The organism is Streptomyces bambusae (genome assembly GCF_019400985.1).
Taxonomy (GTDB): Bacteria; Actinomycetota; Actinomycetes; order Streptomycetales; family Streptomycetaceae; genus Streptomyces; species Streptomyces bambusae_A.
Genome location: NZ_WTFF01000009.1, coordinates 44,171 through 61,350, shown reverse-complemented (window position 1 = coordinate 61,350; position 17,180 = coordinate 44,171). Strand labels below are relative to the sequence as shown.

Below are 17,180 nucleotides of genomic sequence, written 5' to 3'. Positions count from 1 at the left end.
CTGGGCCTGCGCCCGCTCCTGGGCCTGCGCCCGCTCCTGGGCCTGCGCCCGCTCCTGGGCCTGCGCCCGCTCCTGGGCCTGCGCCCGCTCCTGGGCCTGCGCCCGCTCCTGGGCCTGCGCCCGCTCCCGGGCCTGTGCCCGTGCCGGGTCTGTGCCCGTGCCGGGCCTGCGCCCGCGCCGGGTCCCGCGCCCGCGCCGGGTCCCGCGCCCGACCTTCGCCTCGTCTCCGGTCCCGGCCTGTGCCCGTGCCGGGCCTGCGCCGATGCCCACCCTGGGCCTGTGCCCCGGTCCCGCGCCGATGCCCGTCCCGGGCCTGCGCCCGCTCCGCGTCCCGCGCCCGACCTCTGCCTCGCCCTCCGGCCACAGGACTGGGCCCGGCCCCGGCTGCGCCGTCCCCTCGGTGCTCGGCCGGTGCTCACCGCCTGTCACCGTGCGCCCCGGGCTCGGCGCCCGCGCGTCGGGTGCGGGCCGGTACGGGCCGGGTACGGGACGGGGTCCGGTGCGTACGTGTCCGTCCCGGCTCGCAGCCGGGACGGGTTGGCACGAGTGCGTCCCGGCCGGCCGCCGTGGCGCCCGGCGCGGCTCGCAGGTCGCGCCTGCGTCGGGCGCGCGACAGCCCGGAACACCCGCCCCCGCACCCCGCCGAAGGCCCCCCGGGAGGCCCCGGCGCAAAGGATTTGGGCGATCGGCCGGAGGCCGTGTAATGTCTTCCCTGCTCGCCCCAATAGCTCAGTCGGTAGAGCGTCTCCATGGTAAGGAGAAGGTCTGCGGTTCGATTCCGCATTGGGGCTCTGGTGAGAGAAGTTCCCCACCCTCGGGTGGGGAGCGGATCGCATCAAAGCGGCGTAGCTCAGTCGGTAGAGCAAGCGGCTCATAATCGCTGTGTCACCGGTTCAAGTCCGGTCGCCGCTACACACAGTAGCCGATTGTGGGGTCGGTCTCCCGATCGGCTACTCTTTTCTGCGTTCATCCGTCCATCTGTCCGTCAAGGAGCACTCACGTGGCTGCCACCGACGTCCGCCCGAAGATCACGCTGGCCTGCGTGGAGTGCAAGGAGCGGAACTACATCACCAAGAAGAACCGGCGTAACAACCCGGACCGCATGGAGATGAAGAAGCACTGCCCGCGCTGCAACTCGCACACCGCGCACCGCGAGACCCGCTGACCCCAGCGCGTCTTCGGACACAGGCACAGTCATGAGGTCGTCCCCCTTTTCCGGGGGACGGCCTCGTGTCGTTTTCGCAGTTTCTACCAGGAGGTAGTGAGCCATGGCGCTCGACCAGTCCTTCGTGGGGCGGACGTACCCGCCCACCGATCCGTACGAGGTCGGCCGGGAGAAGATCCGCGAATTCGCGGAGGCCGTGGGCGACAGCAACCCCGCCTACACCGATCCGGATGCCGCCAAGGAACTCGGCCACCCCGATGTGATCGCGCCGCCGACTTTTGTGTTTGCGATCACTTTCAAGGCCGCCGGTCAGGTCGTCCAGGACCCGCAGCTGGGCCTGAACTACGACCGCGTGGTGCACGGCGACCAGAAGTTCGCGTACAAGCGCCCCGTGCGTGCCGGCGACCGGCTGTCGGTCACCTCGGTCATCGAGGCGGTCAAGACGATGGCGGGGAACGACATCATCGACATCCGGGGCGAGGTCCACGACGCCACCGGCGAGCACGTGGTGACGGCCTGGACCAAGCTCGTGTCCCGCGCCGCCGAGGAAGGCTGAGGCAATGACCGCCAGGATCAACTACGCGGACGTCGAGGTCGGCACCGAACTCCCGGCCCAGTCCTTCCCTGTGACACGCGCCACGCTCGTCCGGTATGCGGGCGCCTCCGGTGACTTCAACCCGATCCACTGGAACGAGAAGTTCGCCAAGGAGGTCGGGCTGCCGGACGTGATCGCGCACGGCATGTTCACGATGGCCGAGGCGATCCGCGTGGTCACCGACTGGACGGGCGACCCGGGCGCGGTCGTGGAGTACGGCGTGCGCTTCACCAAGCCGGTCGTGGTCCCGAACGACGAGACCGGCGCGCTGATCGAGGTCAGCGGCAAGGTCGCCGCCAAGCTCGACGACAACCGGGTGCGCGTGGACCTCACGGCCACCAGCGCCGGGCAGAAGGTCCTCGGGATGTCCCGGGCAGTCGTCCAGCTCGGCTGAGTGCGCACATGCGTGAGATGCGCGCACGCGTGAGATGCGCGCATGCGTGAGAGGGGCCTCGTGGTCTGCCGGTCGGCCAGTCGGCCGGTTCGCTACGGGCCCCTCCTTCTTGCCTTCTTCTGCGTTGCGTAGTTAGTGATTGAGTACTAACTTAGCTGCATGGTCAGGATGAGCGCGGAGGAGCGGCGCGAGAGCGTCATCGGGGCTGCCATGCGGGAGTTCGCCCGCGGCGGCTACTACGGCACGTCCACCGAGGCGATCGCCAAGCGCGTCGGTGTCTCGCAGCCGTACCTCTTCCGCCTGTTCCCGAACAAGCAGGCCATCTTCCTCGCCGCCGCCGCCCGCTGCCTGGAGGACACCCGCCGGGTGTTCGCCGAGGCGGCGGACGGGCTGCACGGGGAGGAGGCCCGGAACGCCATGGCCCACGCCTACATGCGGCTGATCGCCGAGGACCCGCACACCCTCCAGATGCAGCTCCAGATGTACGTCACCGTGGCCGCGGCCGAGGCGGCCGGCGACCGCGAGCTCGGCGAGCTCGTACGGGCCGGCTGGCTGGAGCTGTGGGACACCGTCCGCGTGCCCCTGGGCGGCGACGACGTCGAGACCACGGTCTTCATGGCGCAGGGGATGCTGATCAACACGCTCACCGCCATGGGCTTCCCGCCCGGGCACCGCATCTGGGAGGGCCTCGTCCCCTCGGGGTCCGCCGAGGGCCGCCTGGAGAAGTAGCGCGCGCCGTCCCGTCCTGTCACTGTCCGAGGCGGCGCGTTCTTTTGGCCGAGAAAGTTAGTCAGCAATTACTAACCATACTCCCGACACCCGCACGAAGGAGCTCAGCCATGCCCGACATGCCCTGGACGACGCCCACCCCACCCGCCTCGCCCGACACCGAGGTCTACGTCATGGCCTCCCGCTTCGAGACCCGGACCCTGCTCGGCGCCCTCCGGTTCGCCCTCCGGGCGCCGGGGATCATCGGCCAGATCCGCAAGGCCACCGGCGCCCACGGCGCCGCCCTCCGCGCCCGGATCCCGCGCCGTACCTTCCTCACCCTCTCCGCCTGGCAGGACCGCGACGCCCTCCACCGCTTCGCGGCCGGCGAGCCACACCGCTCCAGCTCCCGCGCCGCCGCCGCGTTCATGAAGGAGTCCGCCTTCACCTTCTGGACCGCTAAGGCCTCCGACCTGCCCATCACCTGGGAGGAGGCCGAACGCCGCCTTGCCGCCCAGGAGCAGGCCCGGCCCTGACCGCCGGGACGTACGGTCCGTGGCCCCGCCGGGAAGCCGGAGCCGCGGACCGTACTCTTGTGCTCGTGCAGGAACTCCACGACGCCCCCCTCGCCCCGCTGACCACCTTCCGCCTCGGCGGCCCCGCGGCCCGGCTGGTCACCGCGACCACCGACGCCGAGGTCGTCGCCGCCGTCCGCGCGGCCGACGAGCGGGGCACCCCGCTCCTGGTCATCGGCGGCGGCAGCAACCTGGTCATCGGTGACGGCGGCTTCGACGGCACCGCCCTGCGCATCGCGACCACCGGCTTCACGCTCGACGGCACCACCCTGGAGCTCGCCGCCGGCGAGAACTGGTCCGACGCCGTCGCCCGCACCGTCGAGGCCGGCCTCGCCGGCATCGAGTGCCTCGCCGGAATCCCCGGCTCCGCCGGCGCGACCCCGATCCAGAACGTCGGCGCGTACGGCCAGGAGGTCCGCGACACGATCACCGAGGTCGTCGCCTACGACCGGAGCACCGGCGAAACGGTCACCCTGACCAACGCCGAGTGCCGCTTCGCCTACCGGCACAGCATGTTCAAGGACGAGCCGGACCGGTACGTCGTGCTGCGCGTCCGCTTCGCACTGGAGGACGCCGGCGGCCTGTCCGCGCCGATCAAGTACCCCGAGACCGCCCGCGCCCTCGGCGTCGAGGCCGGCGACCGGGTCCCCGCCGCCACCGCGCGCGAGACGGTCCTGCGGCTGCGCGCCGGCAAGGGCATGGTGCTCGACCCCGCCGACCACGACACCTGGTCGGCCGGCTCCTTCTTCCACAACCCGATCCTGACCGACGAGGCCTACGCCGCCTTCCTCGCCCGCGCCCAGGAGCGCCTCGGCCCCGACACCGCCCCGCCCGCCTACCCGGCCGGCGAGGGCCGTACGAAGACCAGCGCGGCCTGGCTGATCGACAAGGCCGGCTTCACCAAGGGCTACGGCACCGGTCCCGCCCGGATCTCCACCAAGCACACCCTCGCCCTCACCAACCGCGGCGGGGCCACCACCGAGGACCTCGTCGCCCTCGCCCGCGAGGTCCGCGCGGGCGTCCACGAGGCCTTCGGGGTCACGCTGGTCAACGAGCCCGTGACAGTCGGCGTCACCATCTGAGCCGCCATGCTGTGTCCCCTGCACGGGGCCGCCGGTACGGACCCCACCCGCCTGGTGGGACGCACGATCAGCCGCATCGTCGCGTCCTGGCACGTCAGCGACGGCGAGCGCTCCGAGGCGCCGCTGGACGTCTGGCTGATCGACACGACGGGTGACACCACCCGGATCACCACCGGGTCCGACCGCTGCCTCATCGTCGAGTCCACCCCTCCCCACGAGTCGTACGACATGGGGGAGTGGGGGCGCATCGAGGTCGGCGAGGACCTCGGGGACCACGCCTTCCTACGCCACGTGGGCGACACGGTCGCCTCGGTCACCGAGCACGCGCTGCCCGAGCAGGGCCGCACCCACCTGGAGATCGGCTTCCCGGACGGCCGCCGGGTACGGGCCGACTGCTACGAGGGCGACCTGCGCCTGATGCGCTGACGGGCCGACCGCAAGCGCTCCACAAGGGCTGACGCGCCGACCGCGCCGGCCCCGCTCAGACCGCCAGCCAGTGGTCGATGCCCGCCAGCAGCTTGGCCTGTACCTCCTCGGGCGCTGCCGAGCCGCGCACCGACTGCCGGGCCAGCTCGGCGAGCTCCGCGTCCGTGAAGGCGTGGTGGCGGCGCGCGATCTCGTACTGCGCGGCCAGCCGCGAGCCGAAGAGCAGCGGGTCGTCGGCGCCCAGCGCCATCGGCACCCCGGCCTCGAAGAGGGTGCGCAGGGGGACGTCCTCGGGGCGCTCGTAGACGCCGAGGGCCACGTTGGAGGCCGGGCAGACCTCGCAGGTCACCTGCCGGTCCGCCAGCCGCTTCAGCAGCCGCGGGTCCTCCGCCGCCCGTACGCCGTGGCCGATCCGCGAGGCGTGCAGATCGTCCAGGCAGTCGCGGACCGAGGACGGCCCGGCCAGCTCACCCCCGTGCGGCGCCGCGAGCAGACCGCCCTCACGGGCGATGGCGAAGGCCCGGTCGAAGTCACGGGCCATGCCGCGCCGCTCGTCGTTGGACAGGCCGAAGCCGACGATGCCGCGGTCGGCGTGGCGTACGGCCAGCCGGGCCAGGGTGCGGGCGTCCAGGGGGTGCTTCATGCGGTTCGCGGCGATCAGCACGCGGATGCCGAGGCCGGTGTCGCGGGAGGCGGCGTCGACGGCGTCGAGGATGATCTCCACGGCCGGGATCAGCCCGCCCAGGTGGGGCGCGTACGAGGTGGGGTCCACCTGGATCTCCAGCCAGCCCGCGCCGTCCCGTACGTCCTCCTCCGCGGCCTCGCGGACCAGCCGGCGGATGTCGTCCGGCTCGCGCAGACAGCTGCGGGCGGCGTCGTAGAGCCGCTGGAAGCGGAACCAGCCGCGCTCGTCGGTGGCCCGGAGCTTGGGGGGCTGACCCGCGGTGAGGGCGTCGGGGAGGCGGACGCCGTACTTGTCGGCGAGCTCCAGCAGGGTCGACGGGCGCATCGAGCCCGTGAAGTGCAGGTGGAGGTGGGCCTTCGGCAGAAGCGTGAGATCGCGTGCGTGCTCCATCTGGTGATCCTGCCGCATCTGTCACCCGATCGGCAGCCGATTCCCTGAACGGGAGCTTGCCCGAACCTGAATACGAAGGTGGGGGGTGGGGTGGGGCCGGGCCGCTGCGCGGAGCTGATCCCCTCCCCGCCCCTTCCCGGAACTGGGGCTCCGCCCCAGACCCCGCGCCTCAAACGCCGGCGGGGCTGGTAAAGGCCGGGGCTCCGCCCCAGACCCCGCGCCTCAAACGCCGGCGGGGCTGGAGAGTTAACGCCAACGGGGCTGGAGAGTGAAAGCCGGAGCGGCGTCGCCCCGCTCGGGGTGACGCCGCTCCGTACTGCGGAACCGCCGGAGGCCTACGCCTTGGCCTCCGCCAGCAGCTTCTGGATCCGGGACACGCCCTCGACCAGGTCCTCGTCGCCCAGCGCGTACGACAGGCGCAGGTAGCCCGGGGTGCCGAAGGCCTCGCCCGGGACGACCGCGACCTCGGCCTCGTCCAGGATCAGCGAGGCGAGCTCCGCGGAGGTCTGCGGGCGCTTGCCGCGGATCTCCTTGCCGAGGAGCGCCTTGACCGACGGGTAGGCGTAGAACGCGCCCTCCGGGGTCGGGCAGACCACGCCGTCGATCTCGTTGAGCATCTTCACCATCGTCCGGCGGCGGCGGTCGAAGGCCTTGCGCATCTCCGCGACGGCCTCCAGGTCGCCGGAGACGGCTGCGAGCGCGGCGACCTGGGCCACGTTCGAGACGTTCGAGGTGGCGTGCGACTGCAGGTTCGTCGCGGCCTTGACGACGTCCTGCGGGGCGATGACCCAGCCCACGCGCCAGCCCGTCATCGCGTACGTCTTGGCGACGCCGTTGACGACGATGCACTTGTCGCGCAGGGCCGGCACCAGCACCGGCAGGGAGGTGAACTTCGCGTCGCCGTAGACGAGGTGCTCGTAGATCTCGTCGGTCAGCACCCACAGGCCGTGCTCGGCGGCCCACTCGCCGATCGCCTTCGCGTCCTCCTCGCTGTAGACCGCGCCGGTCGGGTTCGAGGGGGAGACGAACAGGACGACCTTGGTGCGCTCGGTGCGCGCGGCCTCCAGCTGCTCGACGGAGACCCGGTAGCCGGTGGTCTCGTCGGCGACGACCTCGACCGGGACGCCGCCGGCCAGCCGGATCGACTCCGGGTAGGTGGTCCAGTACGGAGCCGGGACGATGACCTCGTCACCCGGGTCCAGGATCGCGGCGAAGGCCTCGTAGATGGCCTGCTTGCCGCCGTTGGTCACCAGCACCTGCGACGCGTCGACCTCGTAGCCCGAGTCGCGCAGCGTCTTCGCGGCGATCGCTGCCTTCAGCTCCGGCAGGCCGCCGGCGGGCGTGTAGCGGTGGTACTTCGGGTTGCGGCAGGCCTCGACCGCGGCCTCGACGATGTAGTCCGGGGTCGGGAAGTCGGGCTCGCCCGCGCCGAAGCCGATCACCGGGCGCCCGGCGGCCTTGAGGGCCTTGGCCTTGGCGTCCACGGCGAGCGTGGCGGACTCGGAAATGGCGCCGATACGGGCGGACACCCGGCGCTCGGAGGAAGGCGTTGCAGAGGTCATGCGGCCCATCGTCCCAGACGGTGCGGGCCCGCGGCGCGACGTTTCAGGGAGCGGACGATGACCGTCCGCAAGCCGTACGGATCATTCCTGTTCGACGTCGGGGCCGGGACCACGTACACTCACCTGTCGTTGGACCTCGCCAGCCGCAGGAAAGCGTGCGCACTCCGTGCACCCGCTCGGATGCGGTAGGTTGGGGGACGCAAAGGGTCGTAGCTCAATTGGTAGAGCACTGGTCTCCAAAACCAGCGGTTGGGGGTTCGAGTCCCTCCGGCCCTGCTCCACACTCCTTCGCCGGATGTGTGCGCAGGTACGTACTTCGATGCACCGCCGTGCGGCTCAACCGGGCGCGGCACGGCCATGACCCGGATTCAGGTGAGAGACGTGACGGACGCCCTGGGCTCCATCGACATGCCTGACGCCGAGGACGCGACCCGCGACAAGAAGGCCCGTAAGGGTGGCAAGCGCGGGAAGAAGGGCCCTCTGGGCCGTCTCGCGCTGTTCTACCGCCAGATCGTCGCGGAACTCCGCAAGGTCGTCTGGCCCACTCGTAGCCAGCTGACGACGTACACCACCGTGGTGATTGTCTTCGTGGTCATCATGATCGGTCTGGTTACCGTGATTGACTATGGGTTCCAGGAAGCCATCAAGTTCGTCTTCGGCTGATCCCCGCGGAGGGCGGCGCCTTGATGGGTGCCGCCCGTTTTCGCATGTTCCACCCATTTTTGTATCCAGGAAGAAGCAGCCACCGTGTCTGACCCGAACCTGAACGTGAGCCCCGACTCCGTCGAGTCCGTCGAGGACGAGCTCGACATCGTCGAGGCGGCGGACGCTGTGGACCCTGACGAGGCCGAGCTCGCCGACGCCGCCGAGGCCGGCGTGCCCGCCGAGGACGCCGCCCTGCACATCGAGGACGACTCCGAGACCGCCGACGAGGACGTCGACGAGGACGTCGAGTCCTACGAGGACGAGACCGACGAGGTCGAGGCCGACGAGGACGCCGTCGTCGAGGCCGCTGCCGAGGAGGCTCCGGAGGAGCCGGCCGAGCCCGTCGACCCCATCGAGGCCCTGCGCGAGGAGCTGCGCACGCTCCCCGGCGAGTGGTACGTGATCCACACCTACGCCGGCTACGAGAAGCGCGTGAAGGCGAACCTCGAACAGCGTGCCGTCTCGCTGAACGTCGAGGAGTTCATCTACCAGGCCGAGGTGCCCGAGGAAGAGATCGTCCAGATCAAGAACGGCGAGCGCAAGAACGTCCGGCAGAACAAGCTGCCCGGCTACGTGCTCGTCCGCATGGACCTGACGAACGAGTCCTGGGGCGTCGTCCGCAACACGCCCGGCGTCACCGGCTTCGTGGGCAACGCCTACGACCCGTACCCGCTGACCCTGGACGAGATCGTCAAGATGCTCGCCCCGGAGGCCAAGGAGAAGGCCGAGAAGGCCGCCGCCGAGGCCGCCGGTCTGCCGGCGCCCGCCGTCAAGCGCACCGTCGAGGTCCTGGACTTCGAGGTCGGCGACTCGGTCACCGTCACCGACGGCCCGTTCGCCACGCTCCAGGCCACCATCAACGAGATCAACGCCGACTCGAAGAAGGTCAAGGGCCTCGTCGAGATCTTCGGCCGCGAGACCCCCGTCGAGCTGAGCTTCGACCAGATCCAGAAGAACTGATCCACTCCGTACGGATCTTCTGGGCGAAAGCTTCCGGACAGGTCAGGCCGGCCCCGCTGGGGCGGTCTGACCTGCTCGGTTTTAAGCCCCGCACCCATACCCGTTATCGTGGTGCGGTATGCCTCCATCCGGATGACCCGGATCGGCGGCTGGAAAACTCTCACTAGGACCCGGAGAGAGCAATGCCTCCCAAGAAGAAGAAGGTCACGGGGCTTATCAAGCTCCAGATCAATGCCGGTGCGGCCAACCCGGCCCCGCCGGTCGGCCCCGCGCTGGGTCAGCACGGCGTCAACATCATGGAGTTCTGCAAGGCCTACAACGCCGCGACCGAGTCGCAGCGTGGCATGGTCGTGCCGGTGGAGATCACGGTCTACGAGGACCGCTCCTTCACCTTCGTGACCAAGACTCCGCCGGCCGCCCGCCTGATCCTCAAGGCCGCGGGTGTGGACAAGGGCTCCGGCGAGCCCCACAAGACCAAGGTCGCCAAGCTGACGCGCGACCAGGTCCGGGACATCGCCACCACCAAGATGCCCGACCTGAACGCCAACGACCTCGACGCCGCCGAGAAGATCATCGCCGGCACCGCCCGCTCCATGGGCATCACGATCGAGGGCTGAGTTCAGCCTCCAGCAGTACCTAGTGGTAGGGCCAAGCGCTGGTCCGCACCACGACTCCACACCCTGAAGCAATACACACAGGAGCAGAAGTGAAGCGCAGCAAGAATCTCCGCGCTGCGGACGCCAAGGTCGACCGGGAGAAGCTGTACGCCCCGCTCGAGGCCGTCCGTCTCGCCAAGGAGACCTCCTCGGTCAAGTTCGACGCCACCGTCGAGGTCGCCTTCCGCCTGGGTGTTGACCCGCGCAAGGCCGACCAGATGGTCCGTGGCACCGTGAACCTCCCGCACGGCACCGGTAAGACCGCCCGGGTCCTGGTCTTCGCGACCGGTGACCGTGCTGCGGCCGCGGAGGCCGCTGGCGCCGACATCGTCGGCAACGACGAGCTGATCGACGAGATCGCCAAGGGCAACCGCCTGAACGAGTTCGACGCGGTTGTCGCCACCCCGGACCTCATGGGCAAGGTCGGCCGCCTCGGCCGCGTGCTCGGTCCGCGTGGTCTGATGCCGAACCCGAAGACCGGCACCGTGACGATGGACGTGGCCAAGGCCGTCACCGACATCAAGGGCGGCAAGATCGAGTTCCGCGTCGACAAGCACTCGAACCTGCACTTCATCATCGGCAAGGTCTCCTTCACCGATGAGCAGCTGGTCGAGAACTACGGCGCGGCCCTGGAGGAGATCCTCCGTCTGAAGCCGTCCGCCGCGAAGGGCCGCTACCTGAAGAAGGCCGCCCTGACCACCACCATGGGCCCCGGCATCCAGCTGGACCCGAACCGCACCCGCAACCTCCTCACCGAGGAGGACCCGGCCGCGGTCTGAGCCTCGTAACGGCTCTCTGAGTGGCTGAAACGGGCCCTCTGCCTCCCTTTGCGGGCGGCGGAGGGCCCGTTTTTCTTGTGCTGTGCGAACCCTGTGCGATTACTGTCAGACCTGACACGTAGAGTCACTCGTAGTAACAGCAGCACCATGGGGGGAACACCATGAACGTGAAGTACCGCAAGACCGCCGGTGCCGTCCTGGCCGCCGTCCTGCTCGCAGGAGGCGCGACCGCGTGCGAGGGCGGTAAGGACGGCAAGAAGGACAAGGGCGCCTCCGCGCCGTCCCAGGCCGCCCAGAAGCCCGCCGAGGCGGCGCCGGCCACGTACCTGGAGAAGACGAAGAAGAAGTCGGAGGAGATCAACTCCCTCCGGTACACCATGTCGGGCACGGCCGCGGGGGAGAACATCTCCGGCGAGACCAGCATGCGGATCAAGCCCACCGTGGCCATGTCCATGAAGATGGCCTCGCCCGAGAAGCCGGGGGAGAGCGTGGAGATCCGCCTCCTCGACGGCGCCGTGTACATGGGCTCCGAGGGCAAGTGGCTGAAGTTCGACCTCAAGGCCCTGGCCCCGGACCAGGCCAAGCAGCTGGACGCGCTCGGCGCCGGCCAGCAGCAGGGTGAGAACCCGGGGGACAAGGCCGGGAACCTCAGTGCCGCCAAGGACCTGAAGAAGGTCGGCGAGGAGACCGTGGACGGGCAGAAGACCACGCACCTGACCGGCACCGTCACCCTCGACCAGCTCAAGGCCCAGAGCGCCACCGCCACGCCTGAGGCCAAGGCGCGGCAGGAGAAGAACCTCAAGGAGATGGAGGCCCAGGGCATCAAGGACCTGGTCATGGACATCTGGATCGACGAGAACGACCAGACCAAGCAGTTCCGCACCCGCGGCCAGGGCACCTCGGGCCCGCTGGACATGACCATCAAGTTCCTGGACATCAACAAGCCGGTCGAGGTGACCGCGCCGCCGGCCGACCAGGTCATGGACCTCGCCGAGCTGGGCGGGGCCGGGCAGCAGCAGGGCTGAGCCGGCCGGCCGGCGGTCGGGCGGAGCCGGGGTCCCTCGTCGGAGGCCGGGAGGGCGATTTGCCCTCCCGGGGGCGGGTCACGTACAGTTCCACAGAAGCCAAAGACCGCTGGTCGTCGCTGTGTCCGTCAGGGCCCGGTGACCGAAGGATCCGCTCAGAGCGGGCGACCCGCGCAGGTGACACTGGAAAAGCTCCCGGACTCGTTCCGGTCGAGCACTGCCCCGTGCGCCTGCGCCCGGGGCGCTTTGTTTTGTCAGCCCCTTCTGAGCGGTCCTCATCACCCGGAAGGAGGCCGACGCACCATGCCGACGCCCAACAAGGCTGCATCGGTGGCCGAGCTCACGGACGCGTTCCAGAGCTCCAACGCCGCCGTGCTGACCGAGTACCGGGGTCTCACCGTCGCGCAGCTCAAGACGCTGCGTCGCTCTCTCGGTGAGAACGCCCAGTACGCCGTGGTGAAGAACACGCTGACCAAGATTGCGGCCAACCAGGCCGGGATCACCGCGCTGGACGAGCACTTCGCTGGTCCGACCGCGGTCGCCTTCGTCACCGGTGACCCGGTGGAGTCGGCGAAGGCCCTGCGTGACTTCGCCAAGGAAAACCCGAACCTCATCATCAAGGCCGGCGTCCTTGACGGCAAGGCGCTGTCGGCCGATGAGATCAAGAAGCTTGCGGACCTCGAGTCCCGCGAGGTTCTGCTCGCCAAGCTGGCGGGTGCCATGAAGGGCAAGCAGTCCCAGGCTGCCGCGCTCTTCCAGGCGCTCCCGTCGAAGCTCGTCCGCACCGTGGACGCGCTTCGCGCCAAGCAGGCCGAGCAGGGCGGTGCCGAGTAATTCGGCTCGCGCATTGATCCGCGCCGCCTAGTGCGCGGGTCGTAGCGGGCCGTTACGCCCGCCTTTCGATACATCTCGGCACCAGCCGAATTACGTGGAAGGATCGCCCATCATGGCGAAGCTGTCTCAGGACGACCTGCTCGCTCAGTTCGAGGAGATGACCCTCATCGAGCTCGCCGAGTTCGTGAAGGCCTTCGAGGACAAGTTCGACGTCACCGCCGCCGCCCCGGTCGCCGTTGCCGCCGCCGGCGTCCCCGGTGCCCCGGCCGAGGCCGCTGAGGAGAAGGACGAGTTCGACGTCATCCTCACCGGCGCCGGCGACAAGAAGATCCAGGTCATCAAGGTCGTGCGTGAGCTGACCTCCCTGGGTCTGAAGGAGGCCAAGGACCTCGTCGACGGCACCCCGAAGCCGGTCCTCGAGAAGGTCAACAAGGAGGCCGCTGAGAAGGCCGCCGAGTCCCTCAAGGCTGCCGGTGCGGCCGTCGAGGTCAAGTAACACCTCCGAGGCCGCCTGACGGCCTCTGACGAAGGGCGATCACCCGAAAGGGTGGTCGCCCTTCGGCGTATCCGCAGTGCCTGACTTGCCCCGCTCTCGTTGGGGAGTATGGTGATCTTCGTTGCCCTGCTGCCGGGTCCGGCGATGATCCGCACGGAGCAGGGGGCCTTGACGAACGGCACGCGGCGCGCAATTCTCAGGACCGTCGCCAGGTCGATCCGGATCCGAGGCATGGATCGACTACGAAGAGGGCAGTATTGATACGCGCTCTGTGCACGAGGGCCGCAGCGTTGATCGCAGGGTTGGTTTGAACAACAGTGGGGAAGGCCTGTTGCCGGACTCCGGAAACCTGGTCTGGACATCAGTGAGCCAAGTGGCTACACTGACCCTTTGCGCTGCCTGTTAGCTGTCCCCTGCCCGTCGCCAGGGGCATGCCCACGCTGAACCACACTGACTGAGCGTCTCTGACCTGGCCTTTTGGTCGGATCAGGAGTCATCCGTCTTCTGTGTCGGCTGGGACCGGTACGCGCGTAGTGAGTCCGAGCCCTCGGAAGGACCCCCTCTTGGCCGCCTCGCGCAACGCCTCGACCAATACGAACACTGGCGCCAGCACCGCCCCGCTGCGCATCTCCTTTGCAAAGATCAAGGAGCCCCTCGAGGTCCCGAACCTCCTGGCGCTGCAGACCGAGAGCTTTGACTGGCTGCTCGGCAATGCGGCCTGGAAGGCTCGCGTCGAGTCTGCCCTTGAGAGTGGACAGGACGTCCCCACCAAGTCCGGTCTGGAAGAGATCTTCGAGGAGATCTCGCCGATCGAGGACTTCTCCGGGTCGATGTCGCTGACCTTCCGCGACCACCGCTTCGAGCCGGCGAAGAACTCCGTCGACGAGTGCAAGGAGCGCGACTTCACGTACGCCGCGCCCCTGTTCGTCACGGCCGAGTTCACGAACAACGAGACCGGTGAGATCAAGTCTCAGACGGTCTTCATGGGCGACTTCCCGCTCATGACCAACAAGGGCACCTTCGTGATCAACGGCACCGAGCGTGTCGTCGTGTCGCAGCTGGTGCGCTCCCCCGGTGTCTACTTCGACTCCTCCATCGACAAGACGTCCGACAAGGACATCTTCTCCGCCAAGATCATCCCGTCCCGGGGTGCCTGGCTGGAGATGGAGGTCGACAAGCGCGACATGGTCGGCGTCCGTATCGACCGTAAGCGCAAGCAGTCCGTCACCGTCCTCCTGAAGGCTCTCGGCTGGACCACCGAGCAGATCCTCGAGGAGTTCGGCGAGTACGAGTCCATGCGCGCCACCCTGGAGAAGGACCACACCCAGGGCCAGGACGACGCGCTGCTCGACATCTACCGCAAGCTGCGTCCGGGCGAGCCGCCGACCCGCGAGGCCGCGCAGACGCTGCTGGAGAACCTGTACTTCAACCCGAAGCGCTACGACCTCGCGAAGGTCGGCCGCTACAAGGTCAACAAGAAGCTCGGCGCGGACGAGCCGCTCGACGCCGGTGTGCTGACCACCGACGACATCATCGCCACGATCAAGTACCTCGTGAAGCTCCACGCGGGCGAGGTCGAGACCGTCGGTGAGAACGGCACGAACATCGTCGTCGAGGTCGATGACATCGACCACTTCGGCAACCGTCGTCTGCGCAACGTCGGCGAGCTCATCCAGAACCAGGTCCGCACGGGTCTGGCCCGCATGGAGCGCGTCGTGCGCGAGCGCATGACCACCCAGGACGTCGAGGCGATCACGCCGCAGACCCTGATCAACATCCGGCCGGTCGTCGCCTCCATCAAGGAGTTCTTCGGCACCAGCCAGCTGTCGCAGTTCATGGACCAGAACAACCCGCTGTCCGGGCTGACGCACAAGCGTCGTCTGTCCGCGCTCGGCCCGGGTGGTCTGTCCCGTGAGCGGGCCGGCTTCGAGGTCCGAGACGTCCACCCGTCGCACTACGGCCGCATGTGCCCGATCGAGACCCCTGAAGGCCCGAACATCGGTCTGATCGGCTCGCTCGCCTCCTACGGCCGCGTCAACGCGTTCGGCTTCGTCGAGACCCCGTACCGCAAGGTCGTCGACGGCCAGGTCACCGACGAGGTCGACTACCTGACCGCCGACGAGGAAGACCGCTTCGTCATCGCCCAGGCCAACGCGCGCCTGGACGAGGAGCTGCGCTTCGCCGAGGGCCGCGTCCTGGTCCGCCGCCGTGGCGGCGAGGTCGACTACGTCCCCGGCACCGACGTCGACTACATGGACGTCTCGCCGCGCCAGATGGTGTCCGTCGCCACCGCGATGATCCCCTTCCTGGAGCACGACGACGCCAACCGCGCCCTCATGGGCGCGAACATGATGCGCCAGGCCGTTCCGCTCATCAAGGCGGAGGCCCCGCTGGTCGGCACCGGCATGGAGTACCGCTGTGCGGTCGACGCCGGTGACGTCATCAAGGCGGAGAAGGACGGTGTCATCCAGGAGGTCTCGGCCGACTACGTCACCGTCGCCAACGACGACGGCACGTACACCACGTACCGCGTCGCGAAGTTCTCCCGCTCCAACCAGGGCACCTCGGTCAACCAGAAGGTCGTCGTCAACGAGGGCGACCGCGTGGTCGAGGGCCAGGTCCTGGCCGACGGTCCCGCCACCGAGCTCGGCGAGATGGCGCTCGGCAAGAACCTGCTGGTCGCGTTCATGCCGTGGGAGGGCCACAACTACGAGGACGCGATCATCCTGTCGCAGCGCCTCGTGCAGGACGACGTCCTCTCCTCGATCCACATCGAGGAGCACGAGGTCGACGCCCGTGACACCAAGCTGGGCCCCGAGGAGATCACCCGGGACATCCCGAACGTCTCCGAGGAGGTCCTCGCCGACCTCGACGAGCGCGGCATCATCCGGATCGGTGCCGAGGTCGTCGCCGGCGACATCCTGGTCGGCAAGGTCACCCCGAAGGGTGAGACCGAGCTGACCCCCGAGGAGCGCCTGCTCCGCGCGATCTTCGGTGAGAAGGCCCGTGAGGTCCGTGACACCTCGCTGAAGGTCCCGCACGGCGAGACCGGCAAGGTCATCGGCGTCCGCGTCTTCGACCGCGAGGAGGGCGACGAGCTTCCCCCGGGCGTGAACCAGCTGGTCCGCGTCTACGTCGCCCAGAAGCGCAAGATCACCGACGGTGACAAGCTCGCCGGCCGCCACGGCAACAAGGGTGTCATCTCCAAGATCCTCCCGATCGAGGACATGCCCTTCCTGGAGGACGGCACCCCGGTCGACATCATCCTCAACCCGCTCGGCGTCCCGTCCCGAATGAACCCGGGACAGGTCCTCGAGATCCACCTCGGCTGGCTCGCCAGCCGCGGCTGGGACGTCTCCGGCCTCGGGGACGAGTGGGCCCAGCGCCTGCAGGCCATCGGCGCCGACTCCGTCGCCCCCGGCACCAACGTCGCGACCCCGGTCTTCGACGGTGCCCGTGAGGACGAGCTCGCCGGCCTCCTGCAGCACACGATCCCGAACCGCGACGGCGAGCGCATGGTGCTCCCGTCCGGCAAGGCGCGCCTGTTCGACGGCCGCTCCGGCGAGCCGTTCCCGGACCCGATCTCGGTCGGGTACATGTACATCCTCAAGCTCCACCACCTGGTCGACGACAAGCTGCACGCGCGTTCGACCGGTCCGTACTCGATGATCACGCAGCAGCCGCTGGGTGGTAAGGCGCAGTTCGGTGGCCAGCGCTTCGGTGAGATGGAGGTGTGGGCGCTGGAGGCATACGGCGCCGCGTACGCCCTCCAGGAGCTGCTGACCATCAAGTCCGACGACGTCACCGGCCGCGTGAAGGTCTACGAGGCCATCGTCAAGGGCGAGAACATCCCCGAGCCGGGCATTCCCGAGTCCTTCAAGGTGCTCATCAAGGAAATGCAGTCGCTCTGCCTCAATGTGGAGGTGCTGTCCTCGGACGGCATGTCCATCGAGATGCGCGACACCGACGAGGACGTCTTCCGCGCGGCGGAGGAGCTCGGTATCGACCTGTCCCGGCGCGAGCCGAGCAGCGTCGAAGAGGTCTGACGGGCCCGGCGGGGGCTCCACAAGAGCCCCCGCCGTCCCCGGGACCGTTTCAGACCACTGATCAAGAGACACGACCCCGAAAGAGGGATTGACGCAC

The 17,180-nt window shown here is 69.0% G+C and carries 18 protein-coding genes and 3 tRNA genes; 18 read left to right on the top strand and 3 right to left on the bottom strand.

Translation table 11 applies throughout. From position 1 onward, the window contains the following. A partial coding sequence (locus GPJ59_RS03055) for a hypothetical protein (protein WP_219664762.1) occupies window positions 1-270 on the bottom strand: 270 nt, incomplete at its 3' end. Window positions 271-718: 448 nt separating this feature from the next. On the opposite strand from GPJ59_RS03055, the gene GPJ59_RS03050 reads away from it, so the two are divergent. The 9 genes from GPJ59_RS03050 (at window position 719) to GPJ59_RS03010 (ending at window position 4,945) form a co-directional block, all read left to right on the top strand. Then, window positions 719-791: transfer RNA gene (locus GPJ59_RS03050), tRNA-Thr, on the top strand. A gap of 48 nt (window positions 792-839) precedes the next feature. Further along, window positions 840-912 (top strand) — tRNA-Met (locus GPJ59_RS03045). An 88-nt stretch (window positions 913-1,000) separates the two neighbouring features. After that, on the top strand, window positions 1,001-1,165 hold the full coding sequence (rpmG, locus tag GPJ59_RS03040) for a 50S ribosomal protein L33 (RefSeq protein ID WP_007265873.1): 165 nt from the start codon (window positions 1,001-1,003) through the stop codon (window positions 1,163-1,165). 103 nt (window positions 1,166-1,268) lie between these two features. Beyond that, window positions 1,269-1,721 carry a MaoC family dehydratase N-terminal domain-containing protein gene (locus GPJ59_RS03035; RefSeq protein WP_219664761.1) on the top strand — a complete coding sequence of 151 codons (453 nt, stop codon included), beginning with the start codon at window positions 1,269-1,271 and terminating at the stop codon, window positions 1,719-1,721. 4 nt (window positions 1,722-1,725) lie between these two features. Next, complete coding sequence (locus tag GPJ59_RS03030) at window positions 1,726-2,154, top strand: MaoC family dehydratase (protein ID WP_219664760.1); 429 nt, start codon at window positions 1,726-1,728, stop codon at window positions 2,152-2,154. A 159-nt stretch (window positions 2,155-2,313) separates the two neighbouring features. Continuing rightward, on the top strand, window positions 2,314-2,883 hold the full coding sequence (locus GPJ59_RS03025; RefSeq protein ID WP_219664759.1) for a TetR/AcrR family transcriptional regulator: 570 nt from the start codon (window positions 2,314-2,316) through the stop codon (window positions 2,881-2,883). 110 nt (window positions 2,884-2,993) lie between these two features. Continuing rightward, a complete protein-coding gene (locus tag GPJ59_RS03020; RefSeq protein WP_219664758.1) occupies window positions 2,994-3,398 on the top strand; it encodes a DUF3291 domain-containing protein in 405 nt (134 codons plus the stop codon). 65 nt (window positions 3,399-3,463) lie between these two features. Further along, window positions 3,464-4,519, top strand: coding sequence for a UDP-N-acetylmuramate dehydrogenase (locus tag GPJ59_RS03015; RefSeq protein WP_219664757.1), 1,056 nt, complete (start codon window positions 3,464-3,466; stop codon window positions 4,517-4,519). Window positions 4,520-4,525: 6 nt separating this feature from the next. After that, window positions 4,526-4,945, top strand: a complete 420-nt coding sequence (locus tag GPJ59_RS03010; protein ID WP_219664756.1) for a hypothetical protein — start codon at window positions 4,526-4,528, stop codon at window positions 4,943-4,945. A 55-nt stretch (window positions 4,946-5,000) separates the two neighbouring features. Here GPJ59_RS03010 and GPJ59_RS03005 read toward each other — a convergent pair whose 3' ends face one another. Continuing rightward, complete coding sequence (locus GPJ59_RS03005; protein ID WP_219664755.1) at window positions 5,001-6,020, bottom strand: adenosine deaminase; 1,020 nt, start codon at window positions 6,018-6,020, stop codon at window positions 5,001-5,003. Window positions 6,021-6,355: 335 nt separating this feature from the next. Beyond that, on the bottom strand, window positions 6,356-7,582 hold the full coding sequence (locus GPJ59_RS03000; RefSeq protein ID WP_219664754.1) for a pyridoxal phosphate-dependent aminotransferase: 1,227 nt from the start codon (window positions 7,580-7,582) through the stop codon (window positions 6,356-6,358). 203 nt (window positions 7,583-7,785) lie between these two features. Between GPJ59_RS03000 and GPJ59_RS02995 the strand changes: the two genes are divergently transcribed. The 9 genes from GPJ59_RS02995 to rpoB all read left to right on the top strand — a co-directional run bounded on the left by GPJ59_RS02995 (window position 7,786) and on the right by rpoB (window position 17,083). Next, window positions 7,786-7,858 (top strand) — tRNA-Trp (locus GPJ59_RS02995). Window positions 7,859-7,963: 105 nt separating this feature from the next. Then, window positions 7,964-8,245, top strand: a complete 282-nt coding sequence (gene secE / locus GPJ59_RS02990; RefSeq protein WP_219664753.1) for a preprotein translocase subunit SecE — start codon at window positions 7,964-7,966, stop codon at window positions 8,243-8,245. Between the two features lie 84 nt (window positions 8,246-8,329). Continuing rightward, window positions 8,330-9,247 carry a transcription termination/antitermination protein NusG gene (nusG, locus tag GPJ59_RS02985; RefSeq protein WP_219664752.1) on the top strand — a complete coding sequence of 306 codons (918 nt, stop codon included), beginning with the start codon at window positions 8,330-8,332 and terminating at the stop codon, window positions 9,245-9,247. Window positions 9,248-9,429: 182 nt separating this feature from the next. Beyond that, window positions 9,430-9,864 (top strand): 50S ribosomal protein L11, encoded by a 435-nt coding sequence (gene rplK, locus GPJ59_RS02980; RefSeq protein WP_219664751.1) that lies wholly within the window; start codon window positions 9,430-9,432, stop codon window positions 9,862-9,864. 89 nt (window positions 9,865-9,953) lie between these two features. Continuing rightward, on the top strand, window positions 9,954-10,682 hold the full coding sequence (gene rplA, locus GPJ59_RS02975) for a 50S ribosomal protein L1 (protein ID WP_219664750.1): 729 nt from the start codon (window positions 9,954-9,956) through the stop codon (window positions 10,680-10,682). A 161-nt stretch (window positions 10,683-10,843) separates the two neighbouring features. Then, on the top strand, window positions 10,844-11,707 hold the full coding sequence (locus GPJ59_RS02970; protein ID WP_219664749.1) for an LppX_LprAFG lipoprotein: 864 nt from the start codon (window positions 10,844-10,846) through the stop codon (window positions 11,705-11,707). A gap of 303 nt (window positions 11,708-12,010) precedes the next feature. Beyond that, window positions 12,011-12,541 carry a 50S ribosomal protein L10 gene (gene rplJ, locus GPJ59_RS02965; RefSeq protein ID WP_219664748.1) on the top strand — a complete coding sequence of 177 codons (531 nt, stop codon included), beginning with the start codon at window positions 12,011-12,013 and terminating at the stop codon, window positions 12,539-12,541. A 112-nt stretch (window positions 12,542-12,653) separates the two neighbouring features. Next, the gene (gene rplL / locus GPJ59_RS02960) at window positions 12,654-13,037 is read left to right on the top strand and encodes a 50S ribosomal protein L7/L12 (RefSeq protein ID WP_219664747.1); all 384 of its coding nucleotides are present in this window, start codon (window positions 12,654-12,656) and stop codon (window positions 13,035-13,037) included. A gap of 563 nt (window positions 13,038-13,600) precedes the next feature. Further along, on the top strand, window positions 13,601-17,083 hold the full coding sequence (gene rpoB, locus GPJ59_RS02955) for a DNA-directed RNA polymerase subunit beta (RefSeq protein ID WP_219664746.1): 3,483 nt from the start codon (window positions 13,601-13,603) through the stop codon (window positions 17,081-17,083). Window positions 17,084-17,180 lie beyond the last annotated feature (97 nt).